This window comes from Colwellia psychrerythraea (assembly GCF_000764185.1).
Lineage (GTDB): Bacteria > Pseudomonadota > Gammaproteobacteria > Enterobacterales > Alteromonadaceae > Colwellia > Colwellia psychrerythraea_B.
Window position 1 is genome coordinate 1 of record NZ_JQEC01000004.1, and the last position, 16,826, is coordinate 16,826.

The 16,826-nt window shown below is 36.5% G+C and carries 13 protein-coding genes; 8 read left to right on the forward strand and 5 right to left on the reverse strand.

Translation table 11 applies throughout. The annotated features are described in order from the left end of the window. The first annotated feature begins 408 nt into the window (after positions 1-408). A complete protein-coding gene (locus GAB14E_RS20175; protein ID WP_033080631.1) occupies positions 409-1,131 on the forward strand; it encodes a class I SAM-dependent methyltransferase in 723 nt (240 codons plus the stop codon). A 71-nt stretch (positions 1,132-1,202) separates the two neighbouring features. Here the strand turns inward: GAB14E_RS20175 and GAB14E_RS20170 are convergent, their stop codons facing one another. Next, positions 1,203-2,156 carry a transporter substrate-binding domain-containing protein gene (locus tag GAB14E_RS20170; RefSeq protein WP_231561965.1) on the reverse strand — a complete coding sequence of 318 codons (954 nt, stop codon included), beginning with the start codon at positions 2,154-2,156 and terminating at the stop codon, positions 1,203-1,205. A gap of 565 nt (positions 2,157-2,721) precedes the next feature. Between GAB14E_RS20170 and GAB14E_RS20165 the strand changes: the two genes are divergently transcribed. The 3 genes from GAB14E_RS20165 (at position 2,722) to GAB14E_RS20155 (ending at position 6,987) form a co-directional block, all read left to right on the forward strand. Continuing rightward, on the forward strand, positions 2,722-3,306 hold the full coding sequence (locus GAB14E_RS20165) for a chalcone isomerase family protein (protein ID WP_033080633.1): 585 nt from the start codon (positions 2,722-2,724) through the stop codon (positions 3,304-3,306). A 138-nt stretch (positions 3,307-3,444) separates the two neighbouring features. After that, positions 3,445-4,062 carry a DUF5610 domain-containing protein gene (locus tag GAB14E_RS20160; RefSeq protein ID WP_033080634.1) on the forward strand — a complete coding sequence of 206 codons (618 nt, stop codon included), beginning with the start codon at positions 3,445-3,447 and terminating at the stop codon, positions 4,060-4,062. Positions 4,063-4,488: 426 nt separating this feature from the next. Continuing rightward, positions 4,489-6,987 carry a PilZ domain-containing protein gene (locus tag GAB14E_RS20155; protein ID WP_033080635.1) on the forward strand — a complete coding sequence of 833 codons (2,499 nt, stop codon included), beginning with the start codon at positions 4,489-4,491 and terminating at the stop codon, positions 6,985-6,987. Positions 6,988-7,091: 104 nt separating this feature from the next. Here the strand turns inward: GAB14E_RS20155 and GAB14E_RS20150 are convergent, their stop codons facing one another. Next, positions 7,092-8,201, reverse strand: a complete 1,110-nt coding sequence (locus GAB14E_RS20150) for a c-type cytochrome (RefSeq protein WP_033080636.1) — start codon at positions 8,199-8,201, stop codon at positions 7,092-7,094. Positions 8,202-8,669: 468 nt separating this feature from the next. Between GAB14E_RS20150 and GAB14E_RS20145 the strand changes: the two genes are divergently transcribed. The 3 genes from GAB14E_RS20145 (at position 8,670) to GAB14E_RS20135 (ending at position 11,566) form a co-directional block, all read left to right on the forward strand. Next, positions 8,670-10,232, forward strand: coding sequence for a DEAD/DEAH box helicase (locus GAB14E_RS20145; RefSeq protein WP_033080637.1), 1,563 nt, complete (start codon positions 8,670-8,672; stop codon positions 10,230-10,232). 270 nt (positions 10,233-10,502) lie between these two features. Beyond that, the gene (locus tag GAB14E_RS20140; RefSeq protein WP_033080638.1) at positions 10,503-10,835 is read left to right on the forward strand and encodes a zinc ribbon domain-containing protein YjdM; all 333 of its coding nucleotides are present in this window, start codon (positions 10,503-10,505) and stop codon (positions 10,833-10,835) included. Positions 10,836-10,921: 86 nt separating this feature from the next. Beyond that, on the forward strand, positions 10,922-11,566 hold the full coding sequence (locus tag GAB14E_RS20135; protein WP_033080639.1) for a LysE family translocator: 645 nt from the start codon (positions 10,922-10,924) through the stop codon (positions 11,564-11,566). Between the two features lie 48 nt (positions 11,567-11,614). On the opposite strand, the gene GAB14E_RS20130 is transcribed toward GAB14E_RS20135, so the two are convergent. From GAB14E_RS20130 to GAB14E_RS20120, 3 genes are all read right to left on the reverse strand, one after another. Next, on the reverse strand, positions 11,615-12,763 hold the full coding sequence (locus tag GAB14E_RS20130; protein WP_081967685.1) for an endonuclease/exonuclease/phosphatase family protein: 1,149 nt from the start codon (positions 12,761-12,763) through the stop codon (positions 11,615-11,617). Between the two features lie 117 nt (positions 12,764-12,880). Further along, positions 12,881-14,164, reverse strand: coding sequence for a lytic murein transglycosylase (locus tag GAB14E_RS20125; RefSeq protein WP_033080640.1), 1,284 nt, complete (start codon positions 14,162-14,164; stop codon positions 12,881-12,883). A 256-nt stretch (positions 14,165-14,420) separates the two neighbouring features. Next, positions 14,421-15,095, reverse strand: coding sequence for a peptidylprolyl isomerase (locus GAB14E_RS20120; protein ID WP_033080641.1), 675 nt, complete (start codon positions 15,093-15,095; stop codon positions 14,421-14,423). Between the two features lie 285 nt (positions 15,096-15,380). On the opposite strand from GAB14E_RS20120, the gene GAB14E_RS20115 reads away from it, so the two are divergent. Continuing rightward, entirely contained in the window at positions 15,381-16,685 is a 1,305-nt protein-coding gene (locus GAB14E_RS20115; protein WP_033080642.1) for an inosine/guanosine kinase, read from the forward strand. The last annotated feature ends 141 nt before the right edge of the window (positions 16,686-16,826 follow it).

Here is a 16,826-nt window from a genome sequence, read left to right on the forward strand (position 1 = left end):
CGTTAATATTATGTTATTTCAATCTAAATCTCATTATTGAAAATATCAAAACGCTTTTTTTAGATACTTATCACGGTTGTTCGCAGGGTGTTTTTAATCTAATTATTATATCTTTCCTCAGCCAAAACTTGCTGGTGATTTTATATTTTGAATGTTCGCTAGAGTAGGGCACTCTAGCGGTTAATTATTAGCTTCATAAAGTTCAACTTTTCATGTAGTTGCCACAATGAGGCAAAGCAGATAAGCAAAACCTTAAATAAAAGAAGGCTAAAAATTCTATGAAATTTCTATAATGGCAAATTATAGATTTCTTATAAGACTATTTTTACTGAGCTTGCTTCAATTGACCCAAGTAAATTGTGTACGTACAGCAATTACCTTTATAACAATAATTGAAAGGAAGTATTCATGCGAAAAATATTTTTACCCTTAATAATGGCCAGCACATTATGTTCTACAACACTTATTGCTGTCGAGTTTTCACAGAGCATTAAACAAGCGATGTCATCAGACATTCGTACCGACAATGAAAAAGCGCGAGATCGCAATAGACAGCCTGAAGCAACGTTGGCATTTTTTGGTATAAAAGGTGATATGAAGGTATTAGAACTGGTACCTGGTGGCGGTTGGTATACAAAATTACTTGCACCAGCACTTCGCGATAACGGAAAATTATATTTAAGCCTTGGCACTAAAAGGCTTAAAGAGTCACTGTTGACGAAGAGTCCTTTTGATAAAGTTGAGTTAGTCGGTAGTGAAGCTTATGATTTTGAAAACCTTGACTTTAATTTAAACGACCTCGATGCTGTATTAACCTTTCGTAACTACCATAATTTTGATGAAAATGAACGTATCAGCGTTAACAAAGCAGCTTATAAAGCATTAAAACCAGGTGGTGTTTATGGCGTAGTTGATCATACTCGCAGACATATGCAAAAGAAGAATGATGAAAATGGTCGTCGCTTTGATCCGGTTCTAGCCATAAAAGAAGTACAACAAGCGGGCTTTGTTTTAGTCGATTATTCTAACTTACATTACAAAATAGACGACGAATTACGTTTTGAAGTTGGCCGTAAAACTGTTCGAGGTAACTCAGATCGTTTTACACTATTGTTTAAAAAACCAGAGTAAGCTCTTTTCTTTATGAATGGGGTCTGAGTAATTTAAATAAATAGCGTAAAAGGTTATTTACTCTGACTCCATTATTCATTCGTTGGATTTATGTATTTTGTTTCAGCGAAATTTTCAGATAAAAAATGTTGCAACCCGGATAACTGTTTGTCGGAAAACCATTTTTTGTGTGCTTGGTAATAGTCTTTAGTTTGATAAACTTTTGCTAATATCTTATTAATATCGTTAATAATACGCTGACCCTGTGCACTGTTTGAACAGTTGAAATGGGCAATAAGGTAAGGAGGCGCTCCGGCAATGGTGTATTGTTCTAATAAGTGCTTTTCCGACTTATCAGGGGTTATGTCGACAGGTAAAGCAAGGACAAAATCAACCCGTGATTTATATAACATTGACGCTAGCGCGACAACTCGCTGATTGCCACCACGGTAATAGATGTTCGCTGGATTTATTTTTTTTATTTGTTGGTCAAGAAAATTACCAAAAGATACATCCTGCGCTAGCCCTATCGTCTGTGACGGCAATATCTTAAATACGCTGGCAAGGTCCTTGATTTCTGCCTCATGATTAAATAATTGACTAGGCAAGGCCGATTTTTGATTAAAACGGTAAAGTTTATGGGTCAAGTAAAAGCTTTGCGGATCTGAAAAGAGTGAGTAGCCCCGGCGCTCTGGTGTATCAGCTCTGTTGGCTACACAGGCATTATCTTTGGTGTTAAGCGTTCGGTTTATTCGGGGCGCAGTCACTCGTTGTGTTCGAACGTCGTAATGCCCTAATTGTTTTAACTGTTGAATGATTAAATTTTCAATATAGGAAGCGGTTGAAGTTTCTGCAGAGTTTTTAGCTAATAGATCAATGTTTTCAACTTTGTCTTCGACTAACCAAAGGATTTTTTCCTTAGCCACTTTTTTATTTATTGGAGTACTTTGTACAGCGGCGCTATACGTTACACTATAAATAGCGCTTATCAAAAGGCTCAAGCAGATGAGCAAGGTCAGCATTGACGGTGAAGAAAATAGCTTCAAGGAAAATGTCTTCTGAGTGAAAATTGAGCTTATTCTAACTGTATTTTATTCAATAAAGTAGCTTTCGTAACTGCAAAAATGTAAATGTATGTTGTTGCATAAACTGCTTGTCGACTCAGTTAACCTGAACTCTGGATAAGCAGCACTTACTCAAGATTCCCCTTTATACTATTCTCAGCGTTAAAATGTCGATAAATACACCGTTATTCATATATGTTTTTTGCTGATAATCAAATAAATTGAAACATTGATAGGATTTGTCTATGTTTTTTTGTGTTGTAGTCATCATCGCGATGCTAAGCCATAAATCAAAATACCAAACAGTAGCATTAATCACTGCTTCTAACAAAATATAGCTTTCGAGATTGCAGTTTATTGAATTCATTACATTTTACAACGATTTAGCTGGAATACATTACATCGCTTCGCCATGAAGACTGTTAATCTCTATCTATTATTTTGTAATCCTCGATTGCCCTATTTATTTTAACGAGGAGTCTCGATTAGTCATTTGATAATAAGACTGTGAAGTTGAATTCATCAGTTCTGACCATAAGGAAAAATTATGAAGTTGTTGTTTAATTTAGTCGTCACTATTATTTTTAGTACTGTTATTAATGTCGAAGCTAAAACTTTGGGTGATGTATATATTTCTGAATCAATCAAGTTTGATGATAAAATACTGTTAGCACAAGGGGCGGGTGTGCGTAGTCGGTTTTTTATAGACCTATACGTGGCGAGTTTATTCAGTGAGCCAGATATTAATAGTAAAAGGTTAAGCGCAACTGATAGTTATGAAGTGCTTAATGGTCAAAGCCTTAAAGCCATTCGATTGAATATTGTTTCCGGTTTGATCTCTTCTGAAAAAATGCTTGTTTCCATAGAAGAGGGCTTTCAACTTGCCACTAATGAGAATAGTAAAGAAATAGATATTTATATCACTGAGTTTGTTTCAGTTTTTGATCAGCCAATAGAAAAGAAAGATCAATTCACTTTTATCAGTGAGCCCGGTGTTGGTGTGCATGTATTAAAAAACAATGTGCGTTTAACTAGCATTAATAATGAAGCCTTTCGCCGAGCATTATTATCTATATGGTTGGGTACTAGCCCAGTTGATAAGAGCTTAAAAAGAGATATGTTCGGAAAATAAAATTGTGCTTATAGATAATAGAATATCTATTATCAAACCAAAATAAGCTTGGTTGAAATATATACAGCTAAACACTTAAGTTATACTTCACAGTGCCGATACTTTTTATATTAGCTTTGAAAAATTAAGGTAGATATTATGAGCTCATCAATTAACTCAAATTCGACATTTAGCCAAGATGTTCGATCCTTAGCAAAAGTGCAAGATAAAACAGATAAGCAACCTATGGGTCAACAAGTATCGGAACTTGCCCATGAGAAAAAAATGACCGAAGTACAAGAGCCTATTTATGTTAGTCAAAAAAAACAACTTAATGCTGCAATTATTGAATCATCACTGAAGTTCAGTAATACCATTGGTGACCAGCCACTGTCACTCGTATTAAAAACCGCTTTGCAGGGAATAAATGAGGCACTAAAAGCGGGCGGTGTAGAAAGTAACGTTGAAGATGCATTTGAGTCGGGCGTTGATTTTAGTCCTGAAGCGACGGCAGAGCGTATTGTTGCTTTTAGTACTCAGTTTTTGGCTTCTTACCGAGAACAGCATCCAGAAATGGGGGAAGAGGAATCGTTAACTGCTTTTGTTGATATTATTAGTGGCGGTATCGAGCAAGGTTTTGCTGAAGCCAAAGATATATTAGGTGGTTTAAACGTATTTGCGGGAGATATCGCCACAAATATCGACAAAACCTATCAGTTAGTTCAAGACGGCTTACAATCTTTTATTGATGCATTTAGTGAGATAGATGAAGAATAATTTCCTAGTTACTTTCTTAAAAATAAAAGGCGAACCTGAGAGGGGTCGCCTTTTTACTAACATTATCAACAGCTATTCAAATATATTTGCCGCAGTTAGGTGTAATGTTGACGTAGAGTGATGAAAAGCTTAATCTCATTATAGAGCGATAACTAGTCAGTTTATTAAATAACTCGCTATACTTTTGAAACAAGTGGGTCATTCTTTTGATTTATATTTCCGGAAATCTTTAATTGCTTTGCAGAAAAAGGAATGTGAAATTGTAAATGTTATTCAATCTGAAATTACGATTTTAATGTATAAATAACAATGGATAAGGCTTGATTTATCGACGGTAAACATTAGAGTGACGCAACAGTCTAACCTAAGTATATGATTTTGAAGTTTTCAAATGTGGTTCATGTAAAAGATAAGGTATAACGACTAATGAGCAGTGTAATAAGTCCTCACCTCGTAAGGTTTAGTAAACAAATATTAAGTTTAGTTCCTTACGCAAATAACGACAGACTAGAATATCTTGTTCAAAAGCTCCTACCTGAAGAAAGCAGCGGTCAGCACCTTGCCGTTAAAAATGAAATAAAAAAACTTGCCCAACAAGCAACTAAATCAATAGATTTACGTTCACTATTTACTGATTGTGAAATTGTTACACATAATAAAATCACCCATTATCTTGATTCTGGGGGGAAAGAGCTCTTTAATCAAAAATTATTGGAATATCAAAACCTTTATACAATAGCTATATATCATGAAGTCTTTGAAGATGCTCAAGAGAGAGCCGCCGAAAAAAACAATAGTAAAATTGGCTATGACGATGAAAAATCGAATGAAAGTAAACCTTCAGCGTTTACCATAGATAAAGCTGAGCCTAAACCATTAGTCAATAAAAACCGAATAAATCACGAAGTAAAAAACCTTAACTCTTCTTGCAAAGTTTTCCTTAATCCAATTATGGGTATGACCTCTCAAGGAAAAAAGGCTGTTGGTATAACCGCTAGTATTGAAAAAATGAATAACAGAAAAATTGTTATTAAGACATTAAATGAAATAGCAGATATAAAAGCTAACAAAGTGTATTTATGGTTATATGATCACGATGAAGAAATAGGTTTTGATAAAGAACTTGAACTGGGTTTTGAAATAATAGATAGCCAAAGTTCCTCGGTAAATAGTAGCTTTGAATACTTGTTAAAGTTCTCTCACCCACTAACAGATAAGCAAATGCGTGTACTGTTTTTGCATTACTTAATGCAAAAAAAACGGGCGATAATAGGCCCTACAGAACTGTTTATTAAACCGCTATTTGACTCTATTACCTCTAAGGGGTACGAGCAATTATACCTAAATAAAACCCATGATATTCCGCTGCTTTGTTATAAAGATAACGACGCTTGGCATGCAAAAGTAGCCATGAAAACTTCTGGCAATGATGAACTATGGAATTTTTTCAGTGATGAACAGCAAAATTTCTATTTACCAGTATTACTGGGCAATAAGGATATCCAGCAGGCTTTAAACGAACGAAAAACCGTTGATAAGTATGCATTTATATTGAAGTCTAGTTATGAAAAAACGTATAGCTATTCACTTATTTGGTATGAGGATTTTGTAAATGATAAAGATGTTAAATCCGTCTTTAATCGTTATTTCAAAAAGGGACTGTTTAGAGTTATTAAAATTTCTTCATCAAGCATCAATTCAATAGAAGATGCTTATGTACCCTCAGCACTACCTTGTCATGTACATCCTAAGATGGCAGTTTTAAATAGGACTCCACCTAAAGCTGCTATTGATATGATTAGTGAATGTGATCATATGCTTACTGTCTCAGATATTAGCAGCTTGTACGAAATCGTATATCAACCTGTACTAGGTGATATCACTGAAATTGATAGTTTGTTACCAAAACGTTACCAACTTAGTGCTGTTGATGAACTTGCTGACACTGAAATAGTGACCGCGGAAAATGATGAAGCACGAAGTGAAGATCGCTTTGTCTTATCGTTTAAAGTGGCAGTAACCCGCAGTAATAATGTTATTACAAACATTACGGGTGAAACTCAAAATATTTCTATCCAAGGTTTATTAGTTAACCTCACCGAAGAAACTAAATTCAAAGCGGGCGAAGAGATTGAAATTGAATTAACTATACCTTTTTCTCAGCAAGAGCGTACGCTTAAAAAGCAAAAATATATTGTTTTAGGTTATGACGGTCAAGGGGCTGTTAGGTTATTAATGAACGCCATTGAAAGTAAACATTTAGCCTGTAGGGCTATTAGAAAGTACTTATATCAGCACATGGATGATATTGAGGCATGTGGTAAACGCGGCAGTCGTATTTATGGCTTGCAAAAGGCGATGAGAAATATATATGCTCATAACCATTTTTCTGTTCCGTTTTATTTAAAAGCAACTAAACATCAACAATATATTAATGCTGCAAGTTTTAGTGGTAATTCAGCGCTAAAACACCTTATTTATAAAAACGAAAGCAGTGAAGATATTATTTTAAACTTGTTAAGTAATAAGAAGTTTAGAGAGTCATGTTTATCGATTATTGCGGCGCTTTCTCACCAAGACTTGCCTGCACGTGCATTTTATATTCTTGTTTTACCTAAAGATAAAAGTGAAAGTGAAGAGTACTCATTTTGGTATCGAGACTTATCTGTTTTAAAAAAATCGTCGCAATTACAACAGTATATGAAGAAAGTTTCTAATCATGGTCAGCCAGCAATTTTAAAAATTGAATTGAAAAAGAGTAGTAAAACTCAGAATATGTATTATCGTGATGAGATTAGTTACTTAAAGAGTTTGGATAAAGATTTAGCTCATGATCTTGAAGTGCAATTAGAAAGTACTATCGGCATTGGGGAAGTTACCGACTTAACCGATATTGCCATTGAGATGATTAGCAATGCGGCATAAAAAATCATCTCAAATTATTAAGGGGGAAATGTGAGGCTGCCTTGCATTTAATAAATATTTAATGCGTTTGCTATAAGACAGAAAAAGGCAGCCTTTAAATTACCTTAATCAGCAACACCTTCAATATCACCACGCATTACTGGATAACCTAAATTCATCCAACCAAAAACCCCTTCCCATAACACTGCTGTACGGGTGTAGCCGCGATCTCTTAATTTTTTAATGGTGTAATCTGCTGCGGCGCGTGGGCAAGAGCAATAGGCAATAATTTGCACATCTTTTGGAATGCCTGCCACCGTTTCATCAAGGTCAGAGTAATATGGAAAAGGAATAGAACCCTCTATATGTGCGGTTTGCCAAACGGAAGTTACCCGTGTATCAAGCAATACCATTTTGTTTTTTGCTAATAAGGCGGCATTTAAATCTTTTGATGAGACGTACATACCATCTTGTAAATTAAAATTTGGATCATCACCCTTTTTGTTTATAACGTATTGATCAGGTGTTGGCAGGGCTTTTAAAATAGTTCTTTCTTCTTTCCAGCCAAGAGCCTTACTGCGCAAAAAAGCTGTGATGTTGTTGATATCTGCGGCTGATAGCTTATCTTTAAAGGCTTGCATGGGTGTATCTTGTCGGCCATTTTGTATGGCATGACGAATAAATTCATCGGTGTTGTGGGCAAGTGCTGATTGATTGCCCAGCGCCGGAGCTGTTACGCCTTCACCCTTAACACCATGACAAGTTGTACAGTTGGCTAAATAGACTTGCTCACCGCGTTTAATATCACCATGAACGGGGTTAGTTGATAGTTTTAAGCGTTCAACGCCAGCTTGTTCAAATAACCAATAGGTTAAATCCCATGTTTCATCTAACGTCATCGGCCCGCCGACTTCATCTAAGTATCCGCCCATGGCTGTGTCTTTTCTACCATAAGACATTGGTCTTAAAATAGCGTGTGGAACACCAGATTCAAATAAACTTTTACTGCGCAATGATGGTGCGTGATCATTAACATGGCCTTGTCGGTCTGCGCCATGGCATAAGGCACAGTACTTTTGGTAATTTGTTGAGGCAACCTCTGCTTGTTTTTCAGTAAGTTTTCTTGGCGGCGGTAAAGTACCTAATTCGTGTTCTTGGGCAAATAATTCATTAGGTGCAATAACCCCTAACGAGCAGACAAGGAGTAATGACTTTAGTAAAAATGGTGACATCATGTTTATTTTTTATATTGTTATATGGATGAGTTAATAGACTAACGAGCAAAAAGATAAGAAGCAATAGCTACCTCGTTGGTGAAAAGTTTAGTAACATTTTTTAGGTCGTTTATTCGCTAATTGATTCATGTGGTTCATTTTGTTGTTAAGAAGCCAAATTCACCGCAATATTTTGCCAAAATTTAATCTAACAACATAGCTAAGCAATTACGTTTACTGTTAAATAACACACAAAGAAAATACAAAACAAGCATAAATAAACAGTAACAAAACAACAAAAATGCAGAAGAAAAATTTGAATCCTGCATAAGTCGTCATTTCAGTATATAATGGTTCCCGCTTTCGAAAAGACTTGTGATGCAACCTACATGAATCTTATTTTTTGGCGGCTTGCGTGGTGAGGAAAATTACACGTAACACTTTACGGTTTAGCAGACCAATATTAGCAAGAATCCAGAGTAGTATTGCATGCAGATATTAGAAAAAGATTATCAGATTAACAGCGTTAATAAGGCTATTAACGCAGGAGAAAACTCCATTATTGCACTACCTACCGGTGGCGGTAAGAGTATCTGTATTTTAAAATTATGCCAAGCATTGTCCGACAAGAGAGTCGTGGTAAGCCTACGTAATGCCGCATTGGTTCCGCAATTATTAAATACTCTCACCAGTAATGGTCTGACGGTGAGTGTCGTTAAGTCTGGCTATCAGTACGTAGCTGGTGGTGATGTTACCTTGGTAATGGAGCAATCATATGCCAGACGAAAACATTTAAATATAAAGTGTGATGTATTGTTACGTGATGAATATCATGTCGGCTGCATGGGCGGCGTTTATATCGCCATGCGTGAAGAGCTAGCGCCAGACTTGATTATAGGGCTTACTGCTACACCTATTGACAGATTAGGCGTTTATATTGATAAGTCGATGAAACTGATTGAAGAGACTACGACTAAGGATCTGATCGAGTTAGGTGAGTTAGCCAAACCCGTTTACAAAGTACCTAGCCTTTCTCAAGAGATAGATTACAGTACAGTGAAGATGTATCGAGGCGACTTTAGTGTCTCAGGTTTAGATTGCATATTACTGGAGCATTGTTCTTTAGTGGCACAGCAGACCGTTGACGATGCGCTATCTCATGGCCGTAAAGTAATGTTGTTTGCTAACTCCATAAAACATGTCGAGTCACTATCTGAGGCCTTTGGCTTACTCGGTGTCCCACATGAGCTGGTACACTCTCAGCGCCCGAGCAGTGATAATGATGAAAGCATACGTAGATACAAGTCCAATGAGGTAAAGCTAATCATTAATATGTCTATGCTGACCATTGGCTTTGATGACCCGACTACTGATTGCGTTGTTTTAGCCCGACCTACCAAGATATTAAGATTGTATTTACAAATTATCGGTAGGTGTTTACGTGCATCAAAAGGTAAGGCGAATGCTTTAATACTGGATTTAGCTCAATGTATTTCGACCCATGGTTTTGCTGAAGATTATCGAGATTTTACCCGTAAAACAGCTAAGTCTGCTGCGATAATGTCTGAAAGATTAAGTGTGACCAATATAAGTCAGTTTGTCGATGGAGAATTTAGCTATAAAGAGTCAATAGAACGTAAAGTTGTTAAAAAGAAATCAGCTGTTAAGCGTACGCGTATCCGTAGTAATGTTGAGACTAAGTTAGTTGCTAATAAAGAGTTAGTTGATAGGGCAGCGAGTAATAGGGCTACGGCGTTACTTAGGCTTAATCCTCGCATGGAAAAACTTGTCAGCACTATTGAATTGGTTAATATCGTTTATGAACAGCAAGACGAAAGCAGTAAAATGCTTGATGAGGTAGCTATGGTGAAGATAGTTGCGCTGATAGGGTTTGCTTACAGTGATGCACTAGTTGATAGTTGTACTAAGTTAGTTGAAACGATGCACGCTGAAAATCAATCAATAAGAGGTTTATTGCTTAAGGTTAGTAATTTGATAACGGCTATCGCTATGCAAGACTTAGCTGTCAAGGATGTGGTTGTTGAGGTGTAAACACTCCTAATTAGAAAGGTCAGATTAAGTTTACCTAAACAAAGAGGAAATCAATTTACTCTGACCTTTAATTCTCCTTACTACCCCTAAACTTCCTCAATTACCTATGATCTAAATTTCATGACTGCAATTTCTCGTCAGCTTCATAATGTGAAACGCGAAACAAGCTGCAACGTTGTCATTAAGCCAATTAATCATAACAAGCAGCCTAATCACTGATAAAATAGTGACAGTTACTATTAACCTTACTCAATAGAAAATACCTAAATCATGAGCGAAACTATACCTCCTTGTCCTAAGTGCCAATCAGTTTACGTCTATCAAGATCAGTCTTTATTTATTTGCCCGGAATGTCATTGTGAATGGGATCCTACTGAGGTTGACGACGAGATCATCGTTAAAGATGTAAATGGTAATATTCTTGCTGTAGGCGATAAATTAACCTTAGTAAAAGATTTAAAAGTAAAAGGTAGCTCAATGGTACTTAAAATAGGCAGTAAAGCGACGATAAAACGATTGCTTGCTGGTGATCATCCCCTTGATTGCAAAGTTACTGGTTATGGTGACATGTTGATTAAAGCTGACAAAGTTAAAAAAGCTTAAGCAATTTTATCGCTGACTTTTACAATAAATTAAAACCGACCTGCAATATTCTAAGCAATACTAACTAACGCTAACTAAAGGAAATTATGGATTTAAATACTTGGCTGATCTTTATTGTCACTATTGCGGTGGTCATTGCTATACCTGGGCCATTAACCTTGTTGATGATTAATAACACAATTAATCAAGGCATGAAAAAATCACTGCCAATTATTGTCGGCGGCAGTTTTGCTTCTGCAATGTTAATTACAATTTCGGCGTTAGGTTTAGGCGCGATTATTACTGCCTCTGAAACTTTGTTTAATATTATTAAGTATTTAGGCGCAGCTTATTTGCTCTATCTTGGGATAAGTTTATGGTTTGCTGTAACAGCAAGGGAGAACCCCGCAGAGCTAACGTGGGATCAATCGTCAGAGTTGAGTGAGGAAAAGGAGCAGAAACCTAATAACAACTTGTTACTTAAGAGCTTTATGTTGGGTATTACCAACCCGAAAGATATTGTATTTTTTGTTGCTTTTTTACCGCAATTTATTAACAGTCAAAGTAACTATGCTGAGCAATTATTAACAATTGTAGTTACGTGGTTTTGTGTCGATTTTTTATGTAAAATTTCTTATGGGATCTTGGCTGATTTGCTCTCATCTCGTCTGAATACTGTCAGTCAAAGCAACTTACTTGATAGAGTTGCTGCGGTTGTTTTTGTTGCAGCTGGTTTAGTAGCAACTATTTAATATTTTATATTCAGGTTTTCTACGGGCTACTTTTTATCTAAGTAAGCATTATGATCTTAACGATAATGTTACTAAGACAATGCCATGATCGGTACTCTCGCCATCACGGTCGAAAATAGGGTTAATTAAATGCCGGTCGTAAGTTTCATAACTGCTGACTTGATAAAGGCTATCATGATAACTGGCATCAAATTCACATGACAATAAAATGTAATCGAGGACAGAGCCAGCGCCGCCAAAATAATGTGTTGCTCTACGTATTAATGGTAGTGCTTCACTCAGCGCTTGATTCGATTCAAAATTAGCTTCATTAATCTTACCCGTGTCATTTGTTTTGTTAGCCTCATTTGAAAGCGCAACTTTGTACAAATTCCATGCATCGTTTAAGCAGTATTTAGTAAGGTAGGCATCACGATCAATGCGTGATACAAAACGTAAAGTATTGGTCAGTAAGTGACTCAATACGCCATCGGTTAGAGTATTATTAAAATCGCCCATTAATACCATAGGCTGACTTGTTGCCTCACGTCTGGTAATCATCTCAATCATTAATAAGGTCGCTTCACTGCCACGTTGTATGGTTGACCCCCAACTACCAGCAACTTGTGCTTTAAGGCTTTCGATAATGGTTTGTTCTGCGGAGCGGTTTTTATCTTGCGCATCGAGTTCAATCATTGAACGTTTAGATTTAAAGTGCACCACATAACAATCGGTATTGCCCAAATGAGGTACATTGATGGTCGCTCTGATAACTTTTCGGCTAAAAGAGAAGTTCTCGGTTAATCCTAAAGTTTGGGCAAGCTCTATGTTTGGCTTTACCTCTGCTACAGCAACAATAGGGTAACGAGAAGCAATGGCGACTACAGGTTTTTTATAAATAAAATCATCAACTACTTGAGGTTGAGCAACCACTGAAAAATAACTATAACCTTGCGTATTAACTAATTCTTTTAATGACTCGATACTAAAAACTTCTTGAAAGCCAATAATATCAGGCTGATATTCATGTAAATAATCAACAATCCATTTTTGCTTTTTCTGCCATTGCTCGGCACTATAAATACGTTCAAATTCATAATAAGCATTGGGCGGCTCAAGGTAATTAAATAAATTGAAGGTGGCAATTTTAAGCGATAAATTAGTTTCAGCGGTGCTTTCATCAGCTAAAACTTTATCAGTAATGCTTTCCTCGGTCATTTTATTCTCGGCAATTTTGATAGTGCTACAGTTGATGCAGCTAACGAGTGGGCTAGCTGTATCGAAAGTTCATCTTTGTAATCACTACTATCACTTCTATCACTATGATTGATGATATTAACCCTCTTGATAGGTATGTGGCGCAATAGTATTGGTTTTACTCATGACTAACTCAACCGTTGAAAAAACCTCTGGGTTGGGATAACCGTCAGCAATAAGTTGATGTTGTAATTGAAACAAACGAATAGCATGCCGACTTTTAGGTCCCCAAATACCATCGGGCTCACCGGTTTCAAATCCTAATGAGTTAAGTTGGCTTTGTAGGTTTTTCATTTCAGTAACACTATAAGGTATTACTTTAGGTTGCTCTTTGTTAAAAGACTCAATGCCCTGAGCACCAACGAGTTTATTGGCCAATAGACCTACTGAAAGCGCATAACTTTTCGAAAGGTTCCAGGTCATAATGACATTGAAATTTGGATACAGTAAAAATGCTGGCCCTGTATGGCCAGCGGGTAGATAAAGTTCAGCTTGAATGTCATAGGTAGGTAATGCCTTATCGTTGGTCTTTTTCACGCCTAATCGCTGGAAATCATTAAGCGGATAATATTGGTCAAAAGCCACTTTATCAAAGGCAAAGTTTTCAGGTAACTTTACTTGTCTGCCCCAGCGTTCTTTGGTTTGCCAACCTATTTTATTTAAGTAATTAGCCGCTGTTGTTAAGGCATCAACCTCACTTTGCCAAACATCAACTTTGCCATCATTATCACCGTCAACGGCATATTTCAAAAATGCTGTGGGCATAAATTGCATATGGCCCATTGCACCAGCCCAAGATCCTTTCAGCTGGTCAACAGATACTTGTTTTGTTTCAATTAAGGTGAACAGGTTAAGTAATTCTAGGGTAAAAAACTCACTACGGCGTTCATCACAGGCAAGTGTTGCCAAGGCATCAAGTACTTCCATTTTACCTTTGTGTTTGCCAAAAACTGTTTCTAAGCCCCAAAATGACACTAAATACTGCCGCGGGATACCGTATTTATTTTCTAAGTCATCAAATAATTTTTTGTGTTTTTTTAATTTTTCTTTTCCTACTCGAACATGGTAATCCGTCACTCTCGCTTTAATATATTGCTCAAAAGTTTGATTGAATTCTGGTTGTTTTTTATCTAAAGCAATCACGAGTTCAATAGGAGATATTTCATCAATAACTGTTTGAGTGATAAAGGAAGAAAAACCGGCGGCTTGTGCACGTTCAGCTAAATTAACCTTGCACTGAAGAAAATTTTCATCGGCTATCGTTGCATTGGCAAGCATAGGAAACATTGAGCCGACGATGATTAATCTTCTAAAATTGAAAAATTTACTTATTTGTTTAACAAGAGACTTGGATGAGTTCATGAATGAGCATTCCTGGCTAAAACTGAAATTAAGGACTAAGTATAACTAGCAATAACATTGCTCGTTATACTTTACCTTAATTACACTCATGAAATCATCGATCATTTTGTAAATAATAATAGTTGATTTAGTTGCAGGGTAACTTAATGTTATATTGACGATTTTAGTCTAATAAAGTTAAGAAAAGGCCAAGTAGGTATACAGTGTCACTAAACTATGTTTATACAGTGACAAGGCTAATTTTAAACGACTCTATTTACTCTTTACTATTAGCTATTCGAATTGATGCTTTAATTATTTTAACTTCTTCTGAGGTTTTACCACTTCGACTACCTAAAGCTTCTATTTTAGTTAAGCTATTCTCTAGATCCGTAACTACTTTGCCAAACACCGTATGTTTACCATTTAAAAAAGGTGTCGCTTTAAAGGTAAGGAAGAATTGGCTACCATCAGTACCAGGACCAGCATTGGCCATACTTAATGTGCCTGATTCGTTATGACCTAACTCTCCCTCAAAGTTATCATTAAATTCACCATCGTACTTGTAACCTGGGTTACCTGCACCTGTACCTGTAGGATCCCCACCTTGTGCCATAAAACCAGGAATAACACGGTGGAATGTTAAACCATCATAGAAACCGAGTTTAGTTAAGTAAATTGTACTTGAAACATGCATAGGTGCTGATTCAGTTAACAGTTTAATTGTTAGATTACCTTGATTAGTTTGCAGCTCCCAAAAATAATCTTTACCTGGAGTAAAGCCAAGTAATGGCGGCTGATCTAACTTGGTTTTCCAAGCAGGATCTGCTTTGTCTATAGCCTGTTTAGTAATAAAGTTATTCACCTTTTCAATGGCCGCATCACCGCCACAACATGCTGTTAGGGTGAACATCAAAAAGAGACTAGTAATTATTTTTTTATGGTTGTTCATATAAATATCTTATTTTTATTTTAATTGGTTGAAAGTATGTGTTACTGAGCAAATATTATCAGGCTTTTGGTGTTAGGTAATAGCCTTACAGGTAAATTAAAACAGCAAATAAAAACAAGTTAATTAACTTAATACATTTGATGCAAGGTAATGTGCCCGCCATTGGTTAAGTGAGATAGATAACTAGGAAAAGCAAAAGAGTAAAGCGGTAATGTTTTATAGAAAAATGAAAACTAAATACGCTATAATCCACGCCTCGTTCATTACTCTGCTAAGTATATCTTCATGAAGTTTCCTGGTCGCCGTCAACATAAACACTACTTTCCTGTAGATAACAAAAATCCGTTAACAAATAAGCATGACAGTAATACGCCGCTATTAAGAAATTATATTGTTGGTATAGATCAAATTTTGGTAGATATAGAGGCGAAAATTGACCAAGCATTTCTTGACGAATTTTCTTTAACACGTGGCATGTCACAAATCATTTCAGATGAAGTAACTGAAAAACTCTACCAGCGTTTGAAAGATGAATCCCTAATTAATTATGAGTTTGCCGGTGGCACTATTGGTAATACCATGCACAATTATTCTGTATTGGCAGACGACCGTTCAGTATTACTTGGTGTTATGTCAGAAAATATTCATGTTGGTGATTACGCCTATCGGTTTATTAGTAATACTTCTTCACGGGTAGACTTAAATTACTTGCAGCCAGTAAATGGCCCTATTGGTCGTTGTTTCACCTTAATTGATGACACGGGTGAACGAACCTTTGGTATTAATGCCGGTTTAATTAACCAACTTCGTCCTGACTCAATTGATGAATCTTTAATTGCAGGTGCTTCTGCGCTGGTGATCAGCTCTTATTTAATGAGAACTGAGCCAGGTGATACCATGACAGAAGCGGCAGTAAAAGCAGTAAAGTGTGCCAATGCTGCAGGCGTGCCTGTGGTACTGACTTTAGGTACTAAGTTTGTAATCGAAAAAGAGCCAGAGTTTTGGCAAAAGTTTGTCAAAGAACACGTTAATATATTAACAATGAATGAGGAAGAGGCATTAGCTATTACGGGCATTGAAGACCCGTTACAGGCTGCTGACAAATGTTTAGATTGGGTAGATATGGTTATTTGTACTGCCGGCCCTGAAGGTTTATACATGGCGGGTTATGTTGATGATGTCGATAAACGCGAAAGTGAGTACCCATTATTATCTGGTGCTATTCAAGACTTTAATCAATATGAATATTCGAGGCCAATGTTATTGGAGTCGTGTAAAAAACCTATTCGTATTTATACCCATACAGCCCCTTACATGGGCGGCCCTGACAGTATTAAAAATACTAATGGCGCAGGGGATGCAGCATTAGCCGCAGTACTTCATGATTTAAGCGCTAATGTTTACCATAAACGAAATGTTGAGAACTCGAGTAAACATCAACAACAAGCCCTAACTTATTCGTCTCTATCTCAAATGAGTAAATATGCAAATCGCGCGAGTTACGAAGTATTAGTACAACATTCGCCAAGACTGTCACGCGGTTTACCTGAACGTGAAGATAGTTTAGAGCAAGTCTATTGGGCTAAGTAGCGCTAAGTATTTAAGTTTATTGTCTTAGTTCATTTATAGGCAACTGTGTTTTGTCAGTTCATTGATAATTTGAGCTAATTAACAATGAAGTGACAGCAATATAAAGAAGCCGGTTAATAATACCTTGCTGTTTTATTCACA

Excerpts from the sequence above, each read along its gene's own strand:
- GAB14E_RS20175 (WP_033080631.1), top strand. The coding sequence starts at position 409 with ATGCGAAAAATATTTTTACCCTTAATAATGGCCAGCACATTATGTTCT.
- GAB14E_RS20165 (WP_033080633.1), top strand. The coding sequence starts at position 2,722 with ATGAAGTTGTTGTTTAATTTAGTCGTCACTATTATTTTTAGTACTGTT.
- GAB14E_RS20160 (WP_033080634.1), top strand. The coding sequence starts at position 3,445 with ATGAGCTCATCAATTAACTCAAATTCGACATTTAGCCAAGATGTTCGA.
- GAB14E_RS20155 (WP_033080635.1), top strand. The coding sequence starts at position 4,489 with ATGAGCAGTGTAATAAGTCCTCACCTCGTAAGGTTTAGTAAACAAATA.
- GAB14E_RS20150 (WP_033080636.1), bottom strand. The coding sequence starts at position 8,201 with ATGATGTCACCATTTTTACTAAAGTCATTACTCCTTGTCTGCTCGTTA.
- GAB14E_RS20145 (WP_033080637.1), top strand. The coding sequence starts at position 8,670 with ATGCAGATATTAGAAAAAGATTATCAGATTAACAGCGTTAATAAGGCT.
- GAB14E_RS20140 (WP_033080638.1), top strand. The coding sequence starts at position 10,503 with ATGAGCGAAACTATACCTCCTTGTCCTAAGTGCCAATCAGTTTACGTC.
- GAB14E_RS20135 (WP_033080639.1), top strand. The coding sequence starts at position 10,922 with ATGGATTTAAATACTTGGCTGATCTTTATTGTCACTATTGCGGTGGTC.
- GAB14E_RS20130 (WP_081967685.1), bottom strand. The coding sequence starts at position 12,763 with ATGACCGAGGAAAGCATTACTGATAAAGTTTTAGCTGATGAAAGCACC.
- GAB14E_RS20125 (WP_033080640.1), bottom strand. The coding sequence starts at position 14,164 with ATGAACTCATCCAAGTCTCTTGTTAAACAAATAAGTAAATTTTTCAAT.
- GAB14E_RS20120 (WP_033080641.1), bottom strand. The coding sequence starts at position 15,095 with ATGAACAACCATAAAAAAATAATTACTAGTCTCTTTTTGATGTTCACC.
- GAB14E_RS20115 (WP_033080642.1), top strand. The coding sequence starts at position 15,381 with ATGAAGTTTCCTGGTCGCCGTCAACATAAACACTACTTTCCTGTAGAT.